Source organism: Corynebacterium sp. HMSC05C01 (assembly GCF_001807155.1).
Classification (GTDB): domain Bacteria; phylum Actinomycetota; class Actinomycetes; order Mycobacteriales; family Mycobacteriaceae; genus Corynebacterium; species Corynebacterium coyleae.
The window spans coordinates 23,456-45,343 of sequence record NZ_KV787940.1; the positions used below are offsets into that span (position 1 = coordinate 23,456).

The 21,888-nt window shown below is 62.8% G+C and carries 20 protein-coding genes and 1 tRNA gene; 14 read left to right on the plus strand and 7 right to left on the minus strand.

All coding sequences use genetic code 11. The features are described from left to right. Positions 1-3: 3 nt before the first annotated feature. Entirely contained in the window at positions 4-777 is a 774-nt protein-coding gene (locus HMPREF3145_RS01595) for a succinate dehydrogenase cytochrome b subunit (protein WP_070421514.1), read from the minus strand. 257 nt (positions 778-1,034) lie between these two features. Here HMPREF3145_RS01595 and HMPREF3145_RS01600 point away from each other — a divergent pair, with 257 nt between their 5' ends. Next, complete coding sequence (locus tag HMPREF3145_RS01600) at positions 1,035-1,499, plus strand: SRPBCC family protein (protein WP_070421515.1); 465 nt, start codon at positions 1,035-1,037, stop codon at positions 1,497-1,499. Between the two features lie 250 nt (positions 1,500-1,749). Here HMPREF3145_RS01600 and lpdA read toward each other — a convergent pair whose 3' ends face one another. Next, positions 1,750-3,162 carry a dihydrolipoyl dehydrogenase gene (gene lpdA, locus HMPREF3145_RS01605; RefSeq protein WP_070421516.1) on the minus strand — a complete coding sequence of 471 codons (1,413 nt, stop codon included), beginning with the start codon at positions 3,160-3,162 and terminating at the stop codon, positions 1,750-1,752. 78 nt (positions 3,163-3,240) lie between these two features. On the opposite strand from lpdA, the gene HMPREF3145_RS01610 reads away from it, so the two are divergent. From HMPREF3145_RS01610 to HMPREF3145_RS01665, 12 genes are all read left to right on the plus strand, one after another. Next, entirely contained in the window at positions 3,241-4,725 is a 1,485-nt protein-coding gene (locus HMPREF3145_RS01610; protein WP_141740780.1) for an alpha/beta hydrolase, read from the plus strand. A gap of 303 nt (positions 4,726-5,028) precedes the next feature. After that, on the plus strand, positions 5,029-6,138 hold the full coding sequence (locus tag HMPREF3145_RS01615) for an alpha/beta hydrolase (RefSeq protein WP_070421517.1): 1,110 nt from the start codon (positions 5,029-5,031) through the stop codon (positions 6,136-6,138). 28 nt (positions 6,139-6,166) lie between these two features. Then, positions 6,167-7,390 carry a M1 family metallopeptidase gene (locus HMPREF3145_RS01620; protein ID WP_070421518.1) on the plus strand — a complete coding sequence of 408 codons (1,224 nt, stop codon included), beginning with the start codon at positions 6,167-6,169 and terminating at the stop codon, positions 7,388-7,390. Then, positions 7,387-8,568, plus strand: coding sequence for a polysaccharide biosynthesis protein (locus HMPREF3145_RS01625; protein WP_070421519.1), 1,182 nt, complete (start codon positions 7,387-7,389; stop codon positions 8,566-8,568). Before HMPREF3145_RS01620 ends, HMPREF3145_RS01625 begins: the two co-directional genes overlap by 4 nt. Before the next feature lie 6 nt (positions 8,569-8,574). Then, positions 8,575-9,546 (plus strand): dTDP-glucose 4,6-dehydratase, encoded by a 972-nt coding sequence (gene rfbB, locus HMPREF3145_RS01630; protein WP_070421520.1) that lies wholly within the window; start codon positions 8,575-8,577, stop codon positions 9,544-9,546. Next, positions 9,546-10,841, plus strand: coding sequence for a sugar nucleotide-binding protein (locus HMPREF3145_RS01635; protein ID WP_070421521.1), 1,296 nt, complete (start codon positions 9,546-9,548; stop codon positions 10,839-10,841). The genes rfbB and HMPREF3145_RS01635 overlap by 1 nt, the downstream gene beginning before the upstream one ends. Before the next feature lie 66 nt (positions 10,842-10,907). Next, positions 10,908-11,768: a hypothetical protein gene (locus HMPREF3145_RS01640; protein ID WP_070421522.1), complete on the plus strand. Its 861-nt coding sequence runs from the start codon at positions 10,908-10,910 to the stop codon at positions 11,766-11,768. A 76-nt stretch (positions 11,769-11,844) separates the two neighbouring features. Beyond that, a complete protein-coding gene (locus HMPREF3145_RS11405) occupies positions 11,845-13,278 on the plus strand; it encodes an ATP-binding protein (protein ID WP_070829323.1) in 1,434 nt (477 codons plus the stop codon). Between the two features lie 79 nt (positions 13,279-13,357). Further along, positions 13,358-14,224: a glucose-1-phosphate thymidylyltransferase RfbA gene (rfbA, locus tag HMPREF3145_RS01650; RefSeq protein WP_070421524.1), complete on the plus strand. Its 867-nt coding sequence runs from the start codon at positions 13,358-13,360 to the stop codon at positions 14,222-14,224. After that, complete coding sequence (locus tag HMPREF3145_RS01655) at positions 14,224-15,021, plus strand: glycosyltransferase (protein ID WP_070421525.1); 798 nt, start codon at positions 14,224-14,226, stop codon at positions 15,019-15,021. The genes rfbA and HMPREF3145_RS01655 overlap by 1 nt, the downstream gene beginning before the upstream one ends. Positions 15,022-15,035: 14 nt before the next feature. Continuing rightward, the gene (locus HMPREF3145_RS01660) at positions 15,036-15,725 is read left to right on the plus strand and encodes a glycosyltransferase family 2 protein (RefSeq protein ID WP_070421526.1); all 690 of its coding nucleotides are present in this window, start codon (positions 15,036-15,038) and stop codon (positions 15,723-15,725) included. Next, positions 15,722-16,081 (plus strand): DUF2304 domain-containing protein, encoded by a 360-nt coding sequence (locus HMPREF3145_RS01665; protein WP_070421527.1) that lies wholly within the window; start codon positions 15,722-15,724, stop codon positions 16,079-16,081. Before HMPREF3145_RS01660 ends, HMPREF3145_RS01665 begins: the two co-directional genes overlap by 4 nt. Here the strand turns inward: HMPREF3145_RS01665 and HMPREF3145_RS01670 are convergent. The 3 genes from HMPREF3145_RS01670 to HMPREF3145_RS01680 are packed head-to-tail and all read right to left on the minus strand — an operon-like array spanning position 16,078 to position 18,632. Next, positions 16,078-16,698, minus strand: a complete 621-nt coding sequence (locus tag HMPREF3145_RS01670) for an MBL fold metallo-hydrolase (protein ID WP_070421528.1) — start codon at positions 16,696-16,698, stop codon at positions 16,078-16,080. The two genes, HMPREF3145_RS01665 and HMPREF3145_RS01670, sit on opposite strands and share 4 nt — an antisense overlap. Further along, complete coding sequence (locus HMPREF3145_RS01675) at positions 16,699-17,796, minus strand: S-(hydroxymethyl)mycothiol dehydrogenase (RefSeq protein WP_070421529.1); 1,098 nt, start codon at positions 17,794-17,796, stop codon at positions 16,699-16,701. Positions 17,797-17,807: 11 nt separating this feature from the next. Next, positions 17,808-18,632 (minus strand): GDSL-type esterase/lipase family protein, encoded by an 825-nt coding sequence (locus HMPREF3145_RS01680; RefSeq protein ID WP_070421530.1) that lies wholly within the window; start codon positions 18,630-18,632, stop codon positions 17,808-17,810. 51 nt (positions 18,633-18,683) lie between these two features. Between HMPREF3145_RS01680 and HMPREF3145_RS01685 the strand changes: the two genes are divergently transcribed. Next, complete coding sequence (locus tag HMPREF3145_RS01685; protein ID WP_070421531.1) at positions 18,684-20,285, plus strand: AMP-binding protein; 1,602 nt, start codon at positions 18,684-18,686, stop codon at positions 20,283-20,285. Between the two features lie 242 nt (positions 20,286-20,527). Here the strand turns inward: HMPREF3145_RS01685 and HMPREF3145_RS01690 are convergent. Together HMPREF3145_RS01690 and HMPREF3145_RS01695 are read right to left on the minus strand one after the other, a co-directional pair. After that, a tRNA-Thr gene (locus tag HMPREF3145_RS01690) sits at positions 20,528-20,600 on the minus strand. Positions 20,601-20,665: 65 nt separating this feature from the next. Then, positions 20,666-21,880, minus strand: a complete 1,215-nt coding sequence (locus tag HMPREF3145_RS01695) for a DNA polymerase III subunit delta' (RefSeq protein ID WP_070421532.1) — start codon at positions 21,878-21,880, stop codon at positions 20,666-20,668. Positions 21,881-21,888 lie beyond the last annotated feature (8 nt).

Here is a 21,888-nt window from a genome sequence, read left to right on the forward strand (position 1 = left end):
CCATTACCGAACGAAGTCCGGGACCCAGCCGGCCGCAAGAGCGATCGGCATGATGACGTTTCCGGCGACGACGATGAACGGGAGGATGTACGCGAGCACGACCATGAGGCCCTCACCGCGCTTGCCCAACCAGCCAAGGTCAGACACAGCGAGGTAGATGCCGTGGGTCAGGTGCAGCAGCAGTGCCAGGTTCGCGACAACGTAAACCAGGGTGACCCACCAACGACCTGGGCCAAAGGTAGCCAGCAGGTTGTTGCGGACTGCGCCGTGGACGAACTCGTCGGAAGCCACAGCAACACCCATGGTGAGGTCCAGGATGTGGAACACGATGAACAGCAGCAGGATGACACCCGTGACCAGCATTGCGCGGGTCGCGGTGGACTGCCAGCCACCCATCAGGCCCGTGCGCTTGAAGCGACCGCGGGACTTCTTCGAACGGCCGTGCAGGGCGAATGCTCCCCAAACGTGCAGCACCAGGCAGGCGAGCAGCACGATGCGAATAATCCACAGGAAGCCCTCACGCGGGAACAGCGGCTCGCCGATCGTGCGGAGGAACTCGCCGTAGTCGTCGATCGGCGCGGAGCCGTCGGCGTGCAGCGGCATAAAGATCTTCAGGTTGCCCACCATGTGGCCAAGCACGAAGAGACCGAAGATGAGGCCGGTGATGGCCATGGTCAGCTTGATGGCCCATGTTGGGTAGGACGGCCGCTCGCGCAGCGGCTTTTCAGTAATTTTTCCGTGACGAATGGCTTCACGGTCTGCGTTTTGTACAGTCATGGCACCTCCAGTGTCGCTAATACTCTATGAGAATCGCGCCGGTTACACACACCTGAATTGCAGGCCGATCCATGTTTTTCCCAAGTTTCAACCGACACTTGACCCCTCTCCCCAGTACGCACCGCACTTTGTGACCTTCCTCACCGCGAGGCATTGATGGTGGATAGCCAACAATCCTCACCCCGTTAAGTGTCAATCTTTGGTTGGTTAGTTTCACCTAACTGCCAGCTCGGGGCGAAATCGGTACGCTGGCCCCCATGGCTATTGACAAGAACACCGAGAACTCTGCAACCCGTCAGATTGATGCCCCTGCGGCCGCGATCTTCGACATCCTGTCCAACCCCGAGCGCCACGCCGAGACCGACGACTCCGGCATGGTTGTCTCCGCCGATCAGGCCGAGCGCCTCAAGGCAGTCGGCGACACGTTCACTATGAACATGACCAAGGAGGACGGCGACTACCAGACCGTCAACGAGGTCTTCGCCATCCAGCCGGACCGCATCATTGGCTGGAAGAACGTGGAAAACACCACCGCCCAGGTGAAGGTTGGCGCGAAGTGGCTCTACGAGCTCGAGCCGATCGACGCCGACAACACCACCGTGAAGCTCACCTACCAGCGCGATGAGCTGGAGGAGAACCTGCTGGGCATGACCGAGAAGTTCAACGACGACTTCCTAGCCAAGTCCCTGGACAAGCTCGCAGCAGCAGTCGCAGGCGCATAAGCACTCGCTAATCGACGACCCCACGCGGCACCCCGCCAGCCGGGGCGCCGCGTTCCGCTTTTGCTGATCGTCTAGCTTCCTCGGCAGCACAACCAGACGATCAACGCACCTCGCCCGCGTTTTCCCAGGTGATAACGCAACCCATGTTCAATATGGTGCGGATCGTCTAGTGGCAGCTAGACGATCCGCACCACAACATAAAAAAGGGGCGCGACCTGTGCGGTCGCGCCCCTTTTTATGCGGCGATCAATTAGAGGTTGATCATGTGGCCTTCGACGCCGTGGGCAACTTCCTTGAGCACCTCAGACAGGGTCGGGTGGATGTGAATGGAGCGAGCGATCTCACCAGCGGTCAGATCGAAGCGCTGTGCAAGCACAACCTCCGGCAGAAGCTCGGAAACGTTCGCGCCAACGAGGTGGGCGCCGAGGATCTCGCCGAACTCGGCGTCCGCGACGAGCTTGCCAAAGCCAGCGGTCTCAGCCAGGCCGACTGCCTTGCCGTTTGCGGTGAACGGGAAGGTCGCGACCTTGATGTCGCGGTCCGGCCACTTCTCCTTGGCCTGCTCCTCGGTGTAACCCATGGAAGCAACCTGCGGGTTACAGAAGGTGGCGCGCGGGGTCATCATGTAGTCCTCGATCTCGAGGGTCTCTGCACCCGCGATGGTCTCGGCGGCGATGATGCCCTGTGCCTCTGCGACGTGGGCGAGCTGGAGCTTCGCGGTGACGTCGCCGATGGCGTAGATGTGATCGACGTTGGTGCGCATGCGCTCGTCGATAGCAATGGCGCCACGGTCGGTGAGCTCAACGCCGGTGTTCTCCAGGCCGTAGCCCTCGGTGCGCGGTGCGAAGCCGACGGAGATCATGACGCGATCGGCCTTGAGGGTCTCGGTCTTGTCGGAGCCGTTCTTCTTCACGTCGACCTCGACGGAGTCGCCGTTGTCGCGGACCTCGGTGGTGGCGTGGCCGGTGAGCAGCTTCACGCCGAGCTTCTTGTACGCCTTGGCGATTTCCTTGGAGACGTCCTTGTCTTCGTTCGGCAGGACGCGGTCCTGGTACTCGATGACGGTGACGTCAACGCCGTAGTTGGACAGCACGTAGGCGAACTCCATGCCGATCGCGCCTGCGCCGACGATGACCATCTTCTCCGGAGCCTCAGGGTTGAGGATCTGCTCTTCGTAGGAGACGACGTTCTCGGACAGCTCGATGCCCGGCAGGGTGCGCACGACGGCGCCGGTGGCGATGATGCAGTCGTCGAAAGTGACGGTCTTGCCCTTGTCGTCACCCTCGGTGATCTCGATGGTCTTGGCGTCCTTGAAGGAGCCCAGGCCGTTGATTTCCTGGATCTTGTTCTTCTTCATCAGGTAGTGCACGCCGCCGACGATCTTCTGGGAGACCTGGCGGGAACGCTTGTGGGCGTCGGTGTAGTCAAACTCCACGTCACCCTTGATGCCGAAAGTTTTTGCTTCGTGGTTGAAGATCGAAGCGACTTCAGCGTTCTTGATCAGCGCCTTGGATGGGATGCAGCCTACGTTGAGGCAGACTCCGCCCCAGTACTGCTTCTCAATGACAGCAACTTTCTTACCCAGCTGAGCTGCACGGATGGCGGCGACGTAGCCACCGGGGCCCGCGCCGAGGACAACAACGTCAAAATGTTCTTTACTCACGATGCATATGGTACGTCCCCGTCTGGCAAAATGTGGCGGAGGATCTCCCCAAGTCTTTAGGAAAGCGAGCACAGTTCCGTGAAACTCACGCGTCCGGCCATCGCCGTAGCCGCTGTCGCCCTTGTTACAGCAGGTGCCGTTCCCGTTGTCCATTACGCATCTTCGCTTGACGACGACACCCCCGCCGTCCTCAGCGCTGCCCAGTCGACAGTGAATACAACACTGCCTGAGACCACCACCTCGGAGACGACCACCCCGACCGAGCCGACAGAGAAGTCGACAACGTCGGCAACGTCCGAAACCCCAACTTCGAACGAGCCCACCCCCACCACGTCCGAGCTGGTACCGGAGGGCTCCAGCAAGGACACGACCAACGAGGACCTCACCTCGAAGGACGACGCGGACGCCAAGGACGACTCAGCCGCTGACACAGATGCGGACGCCACGGTGATTTCGGAGGATGCGGCGAAGCTGAACCCGATGGGTGAGGATATGCAGCAGCACCCGGCGATCAAGGAACTCGGCGAGGTGCCGAAGACGATGAGCGGCGCGGAGCAGCGCTGGGTCAAGCGTCTGGCCGACAACCAGCACGTGTGGAAGAACGAAGCGCTGCGCGTGTACTCGGAATCGATGGGCCGTTACATTCCGGTCGCGGTGTTCTACGCCACCAACGACAAGGGCGAAACGGTCGAGAACGCCCCGACGGTTTACCTACTTAATGGCGCTGGTGGCTCCGAGCAGGACACCGACTGGGTTTCCCAGGCCCTCGAAGAAGTCCACGAGGTCTACGGTCGCTCGGGCGCGAACGTGGTCATCCCGATGGAGGGCGCGTTCTCGTACTACGTCGACTGGGCTGCAGAGCCGCCGACGGAGAAAAACGTGTTTTACAAGGGCAAGCAGATGTGGTCGACGTTCCTGGCCAAGGAACTGCCGCAGACCATCGAGCCGTACATCAAGGCTGACCCGAACCGCCGTGGCGTGATCGGCATGTCTATGTCCGCCACCTCGTCGCTGCTGCTCGCTGAGCACAACCCGAACATGTTTAAGGCCGTCGGCTCGTTCTCCGGCTGCCCGGCAACGTCGCGTCCGCTGCCGAGCTTCTTCATCAACCTCACGGTGGACCGTGCTGCACCGGGTGTCATGACGCCTGAGTACATCTTCGGCCCGATGGGTTCGGACTACAACCGCCGCTACGATGCCCTAGTCAACGCACCAGCTCTGGCGGGCACTGACACGAAGGTGTACATCTCCACCGGCACCGGCCTCGCAGCGGAGACCGACATGCCGGGCACGTTGCGGAAGCGCCTCGAAGATGCGGGCCTGGACTCCTCCGACGCGTTTGTGAAGGGTTCCGCGAACGCCGCGACCCTGCTGGTCGAAGGCGGCGCGATCGAGGCCGCGATGAACGCCTGCACCCACGACTTCCTGGTCAAGGCGCGTGCCAACGGTGCGGAGGTCGCTCACGCTGAGCTGCGCCCGGTGGGCACCCATTCCTGGCCGGTGTGGCGCGACGACCTGAAGCGCTCCTACGAGACCGTGTTCAAGTCGGCACTCGGCCTGTAACCGCGCCTGTAAAAACAGGCAATAAAAAAGAGGCACCCTGCCACAGGGTGCCTCTTTTTCTAGCTTTTAGAACATGCCCAGGCCGTAGGCGATCGTGGAGGACGTCGAGGAGCCGAAGTGGATGAGCTGGCCGAGGACCTCATTGATCTGCAGCTGGACGGATTCGATCGGGTTCATGTCGCTTTCCTTTCAAAACGTGGAACATCTGTAACAATAGCCACAGGTTTAACGTATGTACCGTACAATGACGCTTCGAATGTCGTCAGGCAACACACTTTCGTTACAGAAACGGGGACCCGCCTCATGAAGACCTTGAAGAAAGCTGCGCTCGCAGCACTCACCGCCGTCGCCCTCGCATGCGGTACGACTCCCGCGGTGGCGCAGCCGGTTGGCGTGGTCAAGGCGTGGGACGCCACGGCAAACCCGCCGACTGTCATCCACACCGGCAAGCCGCAGTCCTGGGTGAAGCAGGTCGACCACAAAACGGTCCTGTCCTACAACGTGTTCTCCCCGTCGATGAACCGTGACATCCCGGTTGCCGTCATCCCCGCCACCAACCCGGCCGGTCAGCGCGTCCAGGGGGCGCCGACGCTCTACCTGCTCAACGGCGCAGGCGGTGCGGAGCAGGACCAGGACTGGATCCACCTGCACACCACCAAGGACTACTTCGCGGGCAAGGGTGTCAACGTGGTCATCCCGCAGGCTGGCGCTTTTTCCTACTACACCGACTGGGTCGCCCCAACCGTGCGCTCCCGCTACCTCAACGGCCCGCAGAAGTGGGAGACGTTCCTGACCAAGGAACTGCCTGGTCCGATTGAGCGCACCCTCGGTGCAAATAACAACCGAGCGATCGCCGGGTTCTCCATGTCGGGCACCTCGGCGCTCGTCCTGCCGCAACACAACCCGGGCATGTACAAGGCGGCGGCGTCGTTCTCCGGCTGCGCGGCGACGTCCTCGCCAGCCGGCTACAACTTCGCCCGCATCACCGTGAACCGCGCGTCGGCCACCCAGGACTTCAAAACCGTCACCCCGGAGATGATGTGGGGCCCAATGGGCGGACCGTACAACCGCTGGAACGACGCCCTGCTCAACGCCGAGAAACTGCGCGGCCTGAAGCTCTACGTCTCCGCGGGCACCGGCCTGGCGGGGCGCAGCGACCAGGTCAGCTACCTCATCGGCCTCGGCGCACCGGACCCGATCGCACACATCGGCGCGGCAACGCTGCAGGTAGAAGGCGGCGTGATCGAGGCTGCGATCAACACCTGCACCCACGACCTCAAGGCAAAGCTCGACGGGTTGAACATCCCGGCGCACTTCGAGCTGCGCAACGTGGGCACCCACTCCTGGCCGTACTGGCGCGACGACCTGGACAAGGCCTGGCGCACCACTATCGCACCGGCACTCGGGGTGTAAGCCCGCGCTGGACTAGACTTCGCAGGCGATGAAACGCCGCAGCGACAACTACACGGGCGTGGAACCCAACCGTGGGTTCCACGTCACGCATTACGACCTGGATTTCGACTACATCGTCGGACCCAACCGGCTCAACGCCACCGCAACGTTGACGCTGACCACCACCGAAGCCCTGCACCACCTGACGTTGGATATGGCGGAGGGGCTTGCGGTTCGGCGCGTGGAGTCGTCGATAAGCAGTGGCATCAAGCGCTTCCGCCAGTCGGGTGGAAAATTGCGCATCTCGCTTCACGACGACCTCCCGGCCCACACCGAATTCACCCTTACCATCCGCTACGGCGGCAACCCCCGCCCGCGACGCACCGCGTGGGGTGAACTCGGCTGGGAGGAACTGGACAACGGCGCGCTGACCGCCAACCAGCCCAACGGCGCACCCACCTGGTTCCCCTGCAACGACACCCCCGACGAGAAGGCGACCTACACGTTTAACGTGCGCACCGACCGCGACTACGTCGCCGTGACCAACACCACCGCGCACCCCATGCCGACGTACCTGGCCACGGTGCAGGTCGGCCAGTTCCAACGCGTGGAGCTCGGCCGCAACGTCGTCGCATGGCTGCCCGGCGCGCAACCCGGCGACCTAAACAAACAGCAGGCGATGCTGGACTACTTTGAAACCGTCTTCGGGCCGTACCCGTTTGAGAACTACCAGGTAGTCGTGCACGAGGAGGCGCTGGAAATCCCGCTCGAGGCGCAGGGCCTGTCCATCTTCGGCATCAACCACCTGCGCCGCAACGAGCGGCTGATCGCGCACGAGTTGGCGCACCAATGGTTCGGCAACTCGCTCGGCATCGGCCACTGGCGCGACATCTGGCTCAACGAGGGTTTCGCCTGCTACGCCGAGTGGCTGTGGGCGGATCACGCAGGACAGATGCCTATCGACGACTCCGTGCGCACCCACTACGACAAACTCACCCCCATGCGGTTTACCCTGGCGGATCCGGGCCCGCGCGACATGTTCGACGACCGCGTGTACAAACGTGGCGCGATCACGCTGCATGCTTTACGACGAAGCGTCGGCGACCCAGTCTTCTTCAACACGGTGCGCGATTATGTGGCTGCGAACGCGGACGGGATCGTCGATACGCAAACGCTCATTGACGCCTTTGCCCGCAACGGCGCCGACGCCGCGCAGGTCACAGGGATTCTGGACGCCTGGGTACAGCACGCCGAACTGCCGGAGTGCCCGTGAAACACCTCTCGCTGGCGACAGTGTTCGCCGCCATCAGCGGGCTGGTCGTCGTCTGGGTCGCCGGGTGGGCGCTGGACGTAGAAACCGGCTACCGGTACTTCCTGGCCTACTGGGGGTTGTTCTTCGCCTGCGCCGGGATCGTGGACGGCATCACCCACGAAACCACCCGCGCCGTCGCCGCCGCCCGCGAGGACGGCACTCGCGGCAACGCCAACCCGTGGCGCATGGGTGCGGTCATCGGCGGGGTGGCGCTGGCGCTCGTGGCGGTGTTCGGCCTGTTCGGCATGGGCACGATCGTTCCCTCCGACCCGACGCTGGCCACCGCGCTACTGGCGTTCGGCCTGCTGTCCTACGCGTTCCAATCGGTGCTCTCCGGCGTGCTGTCCGGCGCGGGACTGTGGGAGCGCTACGCCGCACTCGTGGCGTTGGACTCCGGCGCGCGCCTGGTCCTCGCCGTGCTCACGCTGCTGCTCGGCGGTGGGCTTCGCGAGTTCCTCATCATCACCGTCATCGGCGCCCTGAGCTGGGTGGTCATCCTCGCCGTCGACCCGGTGCGCGTCGCCTTGGACGTGGACCGCGCCACGTTCGTGCGCCGCGTCCTCTCCGCCATGACCGCCTCAGGCGCCTCCGCAGCGCTGATCACCGGCTTCCCCACCGCCGTCAGCGCCGCGTTTCCCGACGACCCGCAGACCTCCCTGACCGTCGCCGCGATCTCGAATGCCGTTATGCTCACCCGCGCACCCGTGCTCGTGCCACTGCAACGCTTCCAATCCGCGCTGGTGGTGCGGTTCGTGGAACACCGCGACCGTATTTACAAGGCGCTGGCCGCCCCCATCGGCGCGGTGCTCGCCCTCGGCGTGGTCGGTTTCGTCGCCGCGTGGCTCATCGGCCCATGGATCCTGCGACTCGCGTTCAAACCGGAACTGTTCGTCGCCGGCCTCACGCTCGGACTGCTCACGTTCGCCTCGGCGTTTATGGGCATGCTCATGATCACCGGCGTGGCAGTACTCGCGCTGGAACGGCATGCGTTTTACGTCGCGGGGTGGGTCGCGGCAACGCTGATCGCCTTCGCGGTCCTCTTCATCGCGCCGTGGGGCGTGGCTACCTCGGTTACCGTCGCCCTGCTCGTCGGGCCGGTTGTCGGTGCGCTCGTGCACCTCGCAGGCCTTGTAAGGTAACGCGATATGGAATCTTTGCTGGTCACCGGCGGCGCCGGTTTCATCGGGTCGAACTTCGCACGCATGGCGGCGCAGCGCTACCGCGTCGTTGTGGTGGACAAACTCACCTACGCCGGCAACCGCGCCAACGTCCCCGAGGGCGTCGAGTTCGTCCAGGGGGACATTTGCGAGCAATCGCTTATCGACGACCTCGTCAACCGCACCGACGCCGTCATCCACTTCGCCGCAGAATCCCACAACGACAATTCCCTGCGGGACCCAGGTGCGTTCGTGCAATCCAACGTGGTGGGCACCTTCACCCTGTTAGAAGCCGTGCGCAAATTTGATAAGCGCCTCCACCACATCTCCACCGACGAAGTCTTCGGCGACCTCGAACTCGGCGGCACCGACGCGTTTACCGAAACCACCCCCTACAACCCGTCGTCGCCCTACTCCGCCACCAAGGCCGGCTCCGACCACCTCGTGCGCGCATGGGTACGCTCCTTCGGCATCAAAGCGACCATTTCGAACTGCTCCAACAACTACGGCCCCTACCAGCATGTAGAGAAGTTCATCCCCCGCCAGATCACCAACATCCTGTGCGGCCAGCCGGCGAAGCTCTACGGCACCGGCGCCCAGGTGCGCGACTGGATCCATGTCGACGACCACAACGACGCCGTCCTCACCATCCTCGAGCACGGCCGGCTCGGCGAAACCTATAATATCGGCGCAAACCAGCCACACACCACAAACAAGCAGGTCATCGAAACAATCTGCGAAATCATGGGCGGCACCTACGAACACGTCGCCGACCGGCCCGGCCACGACCAGCGCTACACCATGGACGCCACCAAACTCCGCACCGAACTCGGCTGGACACCCAAGCACGACTTCGACACCGGCCTGCGCGACACCATCGACTGGTACCGAGAAAACCGTCGGTGGTGGGAGGACGGTAAGGGTGTCGTCGAGAAGCAATATGCGCAAAGGGGACAGTAATGATCGCAGGACTTGAAATCCACGACCTCACACTGCACAAAGACAACCGCGGCTGGTTCAAAGAAAACTGGGCCGGCCAAGCCCTCGTGCCGCGGCAACAAAACGTCAGTTTCAACGCCCGACGCGGCGCCACCCGCGGCATGCACGCCGAACCCTGGGACAAATGGGTCTCCGTGGCAACGGGGCGCGTCTTCGGCGCCTGGGTAGACATGCGCGCCGGCTCCGACACCTACGGCGAAACCTTCACCTGCGAAATCGGACCCGACACCGCCGTGTTCGTCCCCCGCGGCGTAGCCAACGGCTTCCAGGCGCTCGAAGACGACACCACCTACATCTACCTGGTCAACCAGCGCTACAGCCCCGGCGGTGCGTACTGCTCCTACCGCGAGATCGACTGGCCGCTCGACCCCACCGAACTCTCCGCCGCCGACCAAGCACACCCCATGCTTGCCGACGCCACCCCACTGCCACCCCGCCGCATCCTGGTCACCGGCGCCAACGGGCAGTTAGGCCGTGCACTGCGTGCCATCTGGACGGACGAGGAAGCGTTGTTTGTCGGCCGCGACAAGTTCGACATCACCGAGCCACCCGCGATGGACTGGTCCGAGTATTGGGCCGTGGTCAACTGCGCCGCATACAACGACGTCAACGGCGCCGAAACCGACCGCGCCGCCGCCTGGGCCACCAACGCCGCCGCCCCCGCCGCACTCGCGCGACTTGCCGACGAACACGACCTCACCTTCGTCCACGTCTCCTCCGACTACATCTTCGACGGCACGGTCGAAGTCCACGACGAAACCGAGGTGCCCTCGCCACTGTCCGCCTACGGAGCCTCCAAAGCCGCCGGCGACACCGCCGCCCAAACCGCGCGCAAACACTACGTCATCCGCACCTCCTGGGTCTTCGGCGACGGCGCCAACTTCATGGAAACCATGGCCCAACTCGCCGAGAAGGGCGCCACGCCGAAAGTGGTCTCCGACCAGCGCGGCCGCCCCACCTCCGCCGAAGACCTGGCCAAAGGAATCGCTCACTTGCTTGCCACGGAAGCCGAGTACGGCGTGTACAACATCACCTCTGACGGCGACACCGTCGGCCGCGACGAAATCGCCATGGCCGTCTACATCGCCATGGGCGGTGACCCCGCCGACGTCCACCCCGTGACCACCGAGGAGTACGGCCTCGACGCTGCCGTGCGCCCCCGCGAGTCCACCCTGTCGCTGGACAAGATCAAGGCCACAGGCTTCGCACCATCAAACTGGCGGGCAGCACTCGCGCTCTACGTCGCCATGCGATAGCCCAGTTGAGGGGGTGAATCCCGCTTATACTTACGGAAGTCCCCACCCCGTTCCCAGGAGATTTCCATGAAAACGTCGCGCTTCCTTGCTCTTGCTACTGCCACCGCTGTGGCCTTTTCCGCTGTCACGCCTGCGCAGGCAGCACAGGTCGGCCCCCTCGACCAAAACAAATGCAAGGTGACCTTCACCGCGGCGGAGAAGGATTTCCTGACATCGATGGAACAGGACGTGGCAAGCCGACTCGACTCGACGTTTGCACGCGACATCAACCTGTCGCTCGAAGCCGCATACCCGTCCGCTCGTCCCGTTGGCAATGACTTCGTCGACGCCAACAAGCAACCACTCACCGGCCACAAGACTGTCGATGCCTTCGACGCAGCATTCGACGCCCTGAACAAGGACTCGTACCTGAACCGACTGGGTATGGCAGGTATGAATGAGTCGACCGCGAAGTTTTATCTGCAGCTGCGCGCGCGAGCTGCCTATGGGCAGAACCTCGCCGGCGGCACCGAATCCGAGGAAACAGACTGGGATAATTACTACGTCGAAGCGAGGAAGAAAGAGGGCGATATCGAAGGCAACTTCGCTGGCGCCCTGCTAGCTCTCTTGCTTGGTCTCACCGATGTCCTTGGCAACGAGGCACAGATGGAGAAGTTCTACTCCACCTTCGAGAAAACCTCCGCTGGCAAGTACTTCGAGGGCCTGAACGCCTTCCTCAACGCCAACGCGGACGCTGAGGAAGCTTGCCTCGGTGAAGGCAACACCACGGTTGCGTTCCCGACGAAGCCCGCGAGCCAGCCGAGCAAGGAAGACGGCTCCTCCACGGCCGGCATCGTGGTTGGCGTGATCGCCGCCGTGCTCGCGGTGGTCGGTATCGCGGCGGCTTTCGCACCGCAGTTGGGAATCCAAATCCCGAGCCTGCGCTAACTGGGGTCGCAGGCAACTTACCAATCAACTTCCCAACTACTTACCAACATGGGAAGTTGATTGGTAAGTTGGTGGCATGTTGCCGGTCGATCTTGCTCAGCTGCTAGACAAACTCCGCATAATCGGTACTGAACAGCAGCACGTAGAAGTTAAATCCGGCGCCGGCAAAAACATGTTGGAAACACTCAGTGCTTTTTCTAACAAAGACGGCGGAATCATCATTTTTGGAATCGACGAAGAATCGGGTTTCACCCCGGTTCCCAACTTCGATTCCCGGAAAACTCAAGACTCTCTAAATTCATTTTGCGAGAAGCTCACTCCGCCAGTCCGTCCAACGGTCGAAGTCATGCCATTCGAAGGTTCCAGTGTCGTCGTTGCACATTTCAAAGAAATGGCTCCGTTTGATAAACCGTGTTATATCACCGCACGTGGGCCCTACGGTGGCAGCTATATCCGTTTAGGCGAAAGCGAACATCGCCTTACCGCGTATGAAGTGGATCGATTGCGCGAGGAAAGCCACCAACCACGCTGGGATCGCACTCCCGTCGAAGAAGCACGCTTAACCGACTTAGATGAAAATATTCTTCGGTCCTACCTTCAGCAACAACGCAATTCACGTCCGAAGACCTTTAAGGACGGGGAAGACATCGCGCTCCGACGGCTTCAAGTGCTCCAAGGCGACTCCCCTACCTTCGCAGCACTGTTAGCAATGGGCGACTTTCCTCAAGAATTCTATCCACGACTGACAGTCACTTTCGCCCTCTATCCAGGTGCCGAAAAAGGCGAGGTAGGAGAAGGAATTCGACTGCTGGATAGTGCGCGACTTAGAGGCCCTATCCCCGAGCTGGTAGACGAAGGTGTCCGCCTAGTTGAGAAAAATATGCGAACTGCTGGTCTTATAGAAGGAGTTTTCCGCCGAGATTTACCGGACTATCCTCAAATCGCAGTTCGCGAGGCACTCGTCAACGCACTTATGCATCGCGATTATTCCCCGACTGCACTCGGCACACCAGTACAGATCGACATGTTCGTGGACAGGCTAGTCATATCTAATCCTGGCGGACTTTACGGCGGTGTTACTAAGGAGAATTTGGGAACCCCTGGTGCGTCTTCTACGAGAAACCAACAGCTAGCAACTTTTTTGGAAGACCTTCATTTCGATGACGGGGGTCTCGTCGCTGAAAATAGAGGTACGGGTATCGCGACGATGACACGAGCGACCGCTGATGCGCTTATGCCGCCTCCTGTTTTCAGTAATTCTCTCACGCATTTCTCTGTGACTTTTCATAAGAGGAAAGTCGCTGCTGAAGAAACTCATGAAACGGCTTACCAACAGGTTCTCCGACTTTTCGATGAACAACATTCCTGGTCAAGCACTGAACTAAGAAATGCAACGGGGAGAAGCCGCAGCGCAATCCAGTTGGCTTTGAATCAGCTGATGGAAGAAGGGCGAGTTGAACGCACTGAGCCTTCTCGAAGCCCGAAACAGCGGTACCGGCTTACGAAGTAGAGCTTCCCAATCAACTTCCCAACTACTTACCAACATGGGAAGTTAGTGGGAAGTTGGCTGCCCACTAGACTTCGGGGCTATGAAAGGCATCATTCTGGCGGGCGGATCGGGTACGCGGCTGTACCCGATTACACAGGGCATCTCGAAGCAGTTGATGCCGATTTACGACAAGCCGATGATCTACTACCCGCTCTCCACCCTGATCAGCGCTGGTATTCGGGAGATTCTGATCATCACGACGCCGGAGGATCGGGCGAATTTCGAGCGTTTGCTTGGCGACGGCTCCCACCTCGGCATCATGCTCCACTACGCCGAACAGCCGAAGCCGGAAGGCCTCGCCCAAGCGTTTTTGATCGGCGAGGATTTCATTGGCGACGACGCCGTCGCCCTGGTGCTTGGCGACAACATCTTCGACGGCGCCGGCATCCTGGAAGCGCTCGGCCAGGTGCGTGAGATTGAAGGCGGGGCGATCTTCGCCTACGAGGTGTCGGACCCGCAGCGCTACGGCGTGGTGGACTTCGACGCGGACGGCACCGCCCTGTCCATCGAGGAGAAACCGGCCCAACCTAAGTCGAACTTTGCGGTGGTGGGCTTGTATTTCTACGACAACGACGTGGTGGAGATCGCCAAGAACATCACCCCCTCGGCGCGCGGCGAGTTGGAGATCACCTCGGTCAACGAGGCCTACCTGCGCCGCGGCGACCTGAAGGTGCACCGCCTGCACCGCGGGGATGTGTGGCTGGACACAGGCACGATCGATTCGATGAGCGAGGCCAGCTCCTACGTCGAAGTGCTGCAGAAGCGCACCGGCACCGTCATCGGTTCGCCGGAGGTCGCCGCCTACCGGGAAGGCTTCATCGACGCCGCCCAACTGCGCGCACTCGGCGAGGCCGTGCTCAAATCCGGCTACGGCCGCTACCTTATCGACGCCGCCGAGGAGGCCTAATGCCCACCCTTTCCGCCCTCATGAGCGTCTACCACGCCACCGACGCCGACGAACTCGAACTCACGCTGAACTCGCTCAACGACCAGACGCGCCCCGCCGACGAGGTTGTGGTGGTCTTTGACGGGGAGGTGTCTGGGGCGGTGCGTGGGGTCGTCGCAAAGCATGGCGCTCGCGTGGTCGAACTGCCCAAAAACGTCGGCCTCGGCCGGGCACTCAACGCAGGCTTAGCGACGATCAACGCCACCTACACCGCACGCATCGACTCCGACGACGCCGCCAAACCGGAACGCTTCGCCAAACAGCTCGCCTACCTGGAGGCGCACCCGGATGTGGCCGCGCTCGGCAGCGCCATGGAAGAGTTCGAACACACCCCCGGCGACCGCGGCACCATCCGCACGCTGCCACGCGACCCGAACGCGTACGTGAAGATCAACTCCCCGCTCAACCACCCCGCCGTCACCTTCCGCACCGACGCCGTGAAAGCCGCCGGAGGCTACCAACACGTGCCGTTCATGGAGGACTACGACCTGTGGGCCCGGCTCATCGCCGCCGGCCACACCTTGGCCAACCTCGACGAGCCACTGACCTACTTCCGCGTCACCGACGATCAACTGCGACGCCGCGCCAGCGCCGACACCCGCCGCGCCGAGCGCACCATGCAGGCCAACCTCGTCGAATACGGGCTGATCTCGCGGCCGCGCGCGCTGGTGAACCTCGCCGTGCGCAACCTGTACCGCGCCCTGCCCATCGGGCTAACTAAGCGCGTCTACTCCGTGCTCTTCCACCGCGGCGAGTAACCTCTTTAAGCGACATGACCGGATTTTCAGACACTTGGCTGATCGTGCCTTGTTACAACGAGGGCACGGTCATTTTCGACGTGCTCAGCCACGCCCGCGAAACCTTCCCCAACATCGTCGCCGTCAACGACGGATCCCACGACAACTCCGCCGAACAAATCCGCGCCGCCGGCGCCCACCTGGTCAACCACCCGGTGAACCTCGGCCAAGGTGCAGCGATCCAGACCGGCGTGGAGTACGCGCGTGCGCAGCCCGGCGCGAAGTACTTTGTCACCTTCGACGCCGACGGCCAGCACCAGGTCAAAGACGTGGCGCGCATGGTTGAGCGGTTGCGGACGGAGCCGGTGGATATTGTCGTCGGTACGCGGTTTGCGGGCCAAGACAACTCGCAGGTGCCGTGGATTAAGCGCGTCGTGCTGAAAACGGTGGTGATGCTGTCGCCGCGCACCCGCAAACTCGGCCTGTCGGATGCGCACAACGGGCTGCGCGCGTTTAACAAGAAGGTCGCCGACGAGATGAACATCCGCATGAACGGGATGTCGCACGCCTCGGAGATCGTCGCGATGATCGAGAAGTTCGGCTGGCGCGTCGACGAAGAGCCGGTGGATATTCTCTACACCGAATACTCCATGTCCAAGGGGCAATCGTTGATCAACGGGGTGAACATCCTCGCGGATGGGCTCGTGGCAAGGAGGCTGCCATGATTCAGGCGTTGTTGCTGCTGGCCATTGTGGCGCTGGCGTGGTTCTTCTTCGCTAACCGCCGCAAGGCGAACGCGAAGGCGTGGGTGAAGTTGGGCTTCGTGCTGATGATCCTCGCCGCCGTGTGGGCGATCGTTCGCCCCGACGATGTGACCGTGCTGGCCAACTGGCTCGGCGTGGACCGCGGCACGGACCTGATGCTTTACCTGCTGGTCATCGCATTTTTCTTTACGACGATCTCCACCTGGACCCGCTTCCGCGAACAGGAACTGCGCTACGCTCGCCTCGCCCGGGCGGTGGCGCTACAAAACGCCGAAGCGCCGGGCAGCGCAGCGGGCGCAGCGCCGGAACGCGATTAGAAGCCGCGGCGGATCCACTCCTCCAGGTGCGGGGCTTCGTCGCCAATCGTGGTGTGGTCGCCGTGGCCGGTGCGCACGACCGTCTCCGGTGGCAGGTCCAAGACGGACTTCTGCAGAGAGTGGATGATCGTGTCAAAGGACGAGAAGGAACGTCCCGTCGCGCCCGGCCCGCCCTGGAACAAGGTGTCGCCGGAGAACAACTCGCCGGCTTCCTCGGCGTAGATGACCACGGAGCCCGGCGAGTGGCCGGGGGTGGACATGACGCGTAGTTCGGTGCCGGCGATGTCGAAGGTGGCGCCGTCGAGAAGCGGGCGGTAGTGCGCGCCTGGGTTCTCGCGCTGCCAGAGGAACCCGTCGGTGGGATGCAGGTACACCGGGGCGTCGACAAGCCGCGACAGCTCGGGCGCGGCGTCGATGTGGTCGGAGTGGCCGTGGGTGGCCAGGATGCCCTTGACGCGTCGGTTGCCCACGGCGTCGGCGATGGCTTGGGCGTTGTGGGCGGCGTCGATGATGTAGACCTCGGAGTCGTCGCCGACGATCCAGACGTTGTTGTCCACCTCCCATTCGCCGCCGTCGAGTTTGAACAGGCCGGATGTGATGACGTTGTCGATACGCATTTAGAACTCCACCACGCTTCGCAGCACGTCGCCGCGCTTCATCTTTTCAAACGATTCCTCGATGTCCCCGGCGCCGATGCGTTCGGAGACGAACTCGCCGAGCGGGAACCGTCCCTGCTTGTACAGCTCAACGTACGTGGGGAAGTCGCGCTCCGGCAGGCAGTCGCCGTACCAGGCCGGCTTGATGGAGCCGCCGCGGGCGTACAGGTCGATCGCGGGAATGTCCACGTGGTCGGTCTGGTTGGGCACGCCGACCATGACCATGCGGCCGGCGAGGTCGCGGGAGTAGAACGCCTGGCGCCAGGTGGGTTGGATGCCCACGGCGTCGATGGCCACATCCGCGCCGAAGCCGCCGGTGAGGTCGCGCACGGCCTCGATGACGTCGTCTTCGCTCATATCCTTGGAGCAGATGGCGTGGGTTGCGCCGAACTTCTCGGTCGCAACATCGCACTTACGCTTATCGACGTCCCCCGCCACCACCGTCGACGCCCCCGCCAACGCAGCACCCGCCACGGCCGCAAGACCTACCCCGCCGAGGCCGAACACGACGACGGACTCGCCGCGCTGCACTTCACCGGTGTTCACGGCAGCACCCAGGCCGGCCATGATGCCGCAGCCGAGCAGCCCCGCCGCGGCCGGATCCGCCTCCGGGTCCACCTTGGTGCACTGCTTCTCGTGCACAAGGGTCTTTTCGGCGAAGGAGCCGATGCCTAAGGCTGGGGTGAGCGGGGTGTCGTCGTCAAGCGTCATGCTTTGGGACGCGTTGTGGGTGTTGAAGCAGTTCTTCGTGTCCCCCTTGCGGCAGGCGCGGCACTCGCCGCAGACTGCGCGCCAGTTCAGCACGACGAAGTCGCCTTCTTCGACGTGGGTGACATCCGAGCCCACCGTTTCCACGACGCCGGCCGTTTCGTGGCCGAGCAGGAACGGGAACTCGTCTGCAATATCACCGTCGCGGTAGGCAAGGTCCGTGTGGCACACGCCGGTGGCCTGAACCTTGACCACAACATCGTTTGGGCCGGGGTCGGGGATCACAATGTCCACAACCTCGACGGGCGCGCCCTTTTCGCGGGCGATTACTCCTTGAACAGTCTGTGTCATGCCCTCCCAGACTAGGAGCGGGCGATGATATTTGCCACGTGCTCGTGGCCACGCTGGTTCACGTGGATCGGCAGGTTGCCCGGCCCGCCGTAGAAATCGACCAGGCCAGCCCACATGCGCTGGTTATCCGGGGCGCACATGTTGTTGTTCATCGTGGACGGTTTCAGGTCCAAAAACTCGACGCGGGCGGCGCGAGCGGCGTCGACCTGCATCCACTGGGCGAGGTTCTCCCAACGCTGAACTTCCTGGAAGCGCGTCCAATCGGAGGCATTCGGGGCGATGTGGAACAGGCACACGCGGTCGCCGGCAGTGACCTTCGGGTAGCCGACGATCTGGATGCGCGCGTTCGGGGCGGCGGCGCGGATGCGGTTGATCTGCGGGACCATGTAGCGGGTGAAGTCGCGGCGGACGTCGGCGTCGGGGCGCGAATTGTTGTTGTACGTGTCGTTGAAGCCGACGGAGATGATCACGCGTGCGGTTGCTGGCGACAGGCCGCGGTCCGCGATGGCGCGGTCGACCTGCTGAAAGAAGCCCGGCCCCTTCGAAATGGTGACCACGCCGGTGCAGGAGTAGTCACGCGCAGGCAGGCCAAGTTTCGCGGCGGAGCGCTTGCCCCAGTTCGTGGCGGAGGTCGGGCACCAGCTGCCGTTGTCGGAGCGCCCGCGCGGGTCGAGGCCGAGTTTGCCGGCGGCCCACTGGCCCATGTTGGGGTCGGAAATAACGGAGTCGCCGAAGATGACCATGTTGCGCTCCTGCGCGTGGGCGGCCGGGGTCAGTGGGGCGACGAGGGCGGCAGCGGCCACAAAGGCGGCTGCGAGACGTCGGAAAACAGACACGAAAATCCTTTCACGCGAGACACTTACGTATCGGTAGGCTACATTATCCTCATGCGTCCCACCCATCGTCCGCTGTTCTTACTGAAGTCTTTCGCGCGATTCGTGCCCGCCGTTACACGCGCCGGCATCATCAGCGCCGAAGGCGGCCCCCGCGCAGCGCTCGCACTCATCCCGAATCTCGCGCGCTACTGGTTCACCACCGCCCGCGAAATCGAACAAGGCGCCGCAGCAGTGCCCGATCGCCTCGCTCTTATCGACGACACCGGGGCGCTGACCTACCGCCAACTGCGCGAAGACTCCCGCACCGTAGCCAAGTGGCTGCTGGCCCAGAAAGAAGAGCGCGGCCTCGACGAACTACGCATCGGCGTCATGGCCCGCAACGGCCGCGGCATCGTCCTACCCCTCGGCGCCAAGGGCTACACCGGAGGCCACATCTTCCTTCTCAACATCGGCTCCTCCACCGAGCAACTGCGCGGCATCATCGCCGAAAACGACATCAACATCCTCTTTATCGACGACGAGTTCGCCGACCGCATCCCCAACGACATCCCCCACATACCCGTGGTGCGCGCGTATGAGGACGTGGTGGTGAAAGGGGTCGTCGACAAGCGACTGCCCCTCTGGCCCAAACACGGCAACCTCGTCCTGATGAGCTCCGGCACCACCGGCATCCCCAAAGGCATCGTGCGCCCCGAACCACGCCTGCCATTCGTGGTCGCCGGATACCTCGAAGCAATCCCCTGGCGCGCCGGCGACACCATCCAACTCACCGCCTCCATCTTCCACACCTGGGGCTGGTCCGCCCTCCAAGTCGCGCTAGCAACCCGCTCCACCATCGTGACGCAACGCGAATTCGACCCGGAAAACTGCTTCCGCCAAATCGAAGCATTCCGCTGCGACGGCCTCATCTCCTCGCCGATCTTCTTCAAACACATGCTGGACCTCGACGAAAACTACGACACCTCGTCGCTGCGCTACCTCGCCACCGCCGGCAACGCCGTCACCCCGTCACTACTGCGCCACACCACCGAACGCTTCGGCCCCATCCTGGCCAACATCTACGGCTCCACCGAACTCGCCCTCGCCGCCGCCGCCTCCCCCGAACAAATGCAGGCAGACCCCACCACCGTCGGCAAAATTGCGCCAGGCACCGTTCTCAAAATTTACGACGACAACGGCCGCGAAGCCCCCACCGGCCAAACCGGCCGCATCTTCCTCCACAACGAAACCGCACTGCGCGGCTACACCAACCCGAACACCCCCACCGTCGAAATCGACGGGCTCATCGAAATGGGCGACCTCGGCTACATCGACGCCGACGGCTACCTCCACGTCCAATCACGCAGCGACGACATGATCATCGTCGGCGGCGAAAACGTCCACCCCCAATCCGTGGTGGAAGTGCTCGAAGACATGCCCGGCATCGGCGAGGTCTACGCCCACGGCGTCGACGACGACGACACCTTCAAACGCATCGCCGTCTGGGTCGTCAAAACCGCCGAAATCACCGAGGAAGCCGTCCGCGACTGGGTGCGCTCACGCTTGGCCGATCACTCGATCCCCCGGGACGTGCACTTCGTCGATAAGCTGCCGCGCAACGCCGTCGGCAAAGTCGTACCGCGCTTCCTGCCCGGGCTAGGGCAAAAAAATTGAGCCACCCAGGCTCGCCCCTCTTGTGCCAACCAATGGCTTTCCATTACTGTTCGAAGCGTAGAGATTGCACGTCGTGTGCAACTCCACATTGCCGGAGACCCCGCCTAGTGCGGGGTCTTTGTGCACCTAGGGCCAGACCCTTTGTATCCCGAGCTGTGCAATGTGGGTTAAGCGACAACCCGGAGCGCGCGAAACGAAAAGAAAGCCCAGGTAAAACACCGTTTTACCTGGGCTTTTGGGTGAGCCACCTGCGAGAATCGAACTCGCGACCTTCTCATTACGAGTGAGACGCTCTGCCGACTGAGCTAAGGTGGCCGGGCAGCAATGCTGCACCGGGAAGACAGCTTAACCTAGCGGGCGCGACCTGCGAAACCCGCAGGTTAAGACACGTTGCACGCGAGCCTTATGCGGCCAATCATGCCGTTGAACGCCACCGCCGGAGTCACGTTCTGGTCCAGGCGCTCACGACACTGGCCGATCGCCTCGAGGCACTCCACGAGCCCCTCCGCCGACACCTGGCCGGCAATCTCACGCGCGAGCCCCTCAAAATCCGGGTGCGTCAGACCGACCTCGGCGCCCGACTGCACCACCATCGCATCCCGGTACACCCCCGCCAGGTCCACCAACACGAGGTCCAGCATGTCGCGCTTGCGGCGCGTGCCACGACGCTTCTGCTCCTCCTCCAACTGGCGCACCGACGACGCCACCGACCGCAGCGCCTTCGCCGCCCCCTTCCCCTTCGCACCCATGCCGAGGGCGTTTTCGAGCTTGGCGCGCTCGGCTTCGTCGTCAGCTTTATGCGCCTCGACGGCCTCCTTCTCCGCCGCCTTCAGCAACGACCCCACCGCCTGAAACGCCTGCGGGCCGTGAAACACCAACTCGGCCAAGTTGATCGCCATCGCGCGACGCTGCTGAATCGCCTCCGAACGCACCAACAACCGCGCCCGGCCAATATGGCGTAGCGACGACACCGCCGCCAGGCGCGCATCATGCTCCGACGCCCCCTCCTCTTCGACGAGAATGCGCACCAACTCATCCTCCGACGGCGACGGCACATACACATGCCGGCAGCGCGAACGCAGTGTCTGCGAAAAGTCCTGCGGATCCGTCGACGGCGCACACATGATGATCACGGTGCGCTCCGGCGGTTCCTCCACCGTCTTCAACAGCGCGTCAGCCGGCGCGGTGGTGATCGACGTGGCAAGGCGGTCCGCGTTTTCGATGATGACAACGCGCCAGGGGGCGACCGTCGGTAAGCGAGCTGCCTTTGCGACGATCTCATCACGCACAAAATCCACCTTGATCGTCGACGTATGCGGCACCACATGCACCAAATCCGTATGCGACCCCGCCAACGCATCACGGCACCCCTTACACCGCCCACACCCAATCTCGTCCGGGTTTTCACACATCAACGCCGCCGCAAACGCCAACGCCGCATTCGACCGCCCCGAGCCCGGAGGGCCCGTAAACAGCCACGCATGCGTCATCGCATACGCATCCCCCTGCCCCCTCGCCGTGGCAGCCGCCGACAAGATGATGTCGCGCACCGCCGGGGTGCCAGCCAAACGCTCACTAACGCTGCGGGTAGTCACAGGTGACC

Coding starts and splice junctions, on each gene's coding strand:
- HMPREF3145_RS01685 (WP_070421531.1), top strand. CDS start 18,684: ATGCGTCCCACCCATCGTCCGCTGTTCTTACTGAAGTCTTTCGCGCGA.
- HMPREF3145_RS01675 (WP_070421529.1), bottom strand. CDS start 17,796: ATGACACAGACTGTTCAAGGAGTAATCGCCCGCGAAAAGGGCGCGCCC.
- HMPREF3145_RS01615 (WP_070421517.1), top strand. CDS start 5,029: ATGAAGACCTTGAAGAAAGCTGCGCTCGCAGCACTCACCGCCGTCGCC.
- rfbB (WP_070421520.1), top strand. CDS start 8,575: ATGGAATCTTTGCTGGTCACCGGCGGCGCCGGTTTCATCGGGTCGAAC.
- rfbA (WP_070421524.1), top strand. CDS start 13,358: ATGAAAGGCATCATTCTGGCGGGCGGATCGGGTACGCGGCTGTACCCG.
- HMPREF3145_RS01635 (WP_070421521.1), top strand. CDS start 9,546: ATGATCGCAGGACTTGAAATCCACGACCTCACACTGCACAAAGACAAC.
- HMPREF3145_RS01640 (WP_070421522.1), top strand. CDS start 10,908: ATGAAAACGTCGCGCTTCCTTGCTCTTGCTACTGCCACCGCTGTGGCC.
- HMPREF3145_RS01595 (WP_070421514.1), bottom strand. CDS start 777: ATGACTGTACAAAACGCAGACCGTGAAGCCATTCGTCACGGAAAAATT.
- HMPREF3145_RS01655 (WP_070421525.1), top strand. CDS start 14,224: ATGCCCACCCTTTCCGCCCTCATGAGCGTCTACCACGCCACCGACGCC.
- HMPREF3145_RS11405 (WP_070829323.1), top strand. CDS start 11,845: ATGTTGCCGGTCGATCTTGCTCAGCTGCTAGACAAACTCCGCATAATC.
- HMPREF3145_RS01670 (WP_070421528.1), bottom strand. CDS start 16,698: ATGCGTATCGACAACGTCATCACATCCGGCCTGTTCAAACTCGACGGC.
- HMPREF3145_RS01660 (WP_070421526.1), top strand. CDS start 15,036: ATGACCGGATTTTCAGACACTTGGCTGATCGTGCCTTGTTACAACGAG.
- HMPREF3145_RS01620 (WP_070421518.1), top strand. CDS start 6,167: ATGAAACGCCGCAGCGACAACTACACGGGCGTGGAACCCAACCGTGGG.
- HMPREF3145_RS01665 (WP_070421527.1), top strand. CDS start 15,722: ATGATTCAGGCGTTGTTGCTGCTGGCCATTGTGGCGCTGGCGTGGTTC.
- HMPREF3145_RS01600 (WP_070421515.1), top strand. CDS start 1,035: ATGGCTATTGACAAGAACACCGAGAACTCTGCAACCCGTCAGATTGAT.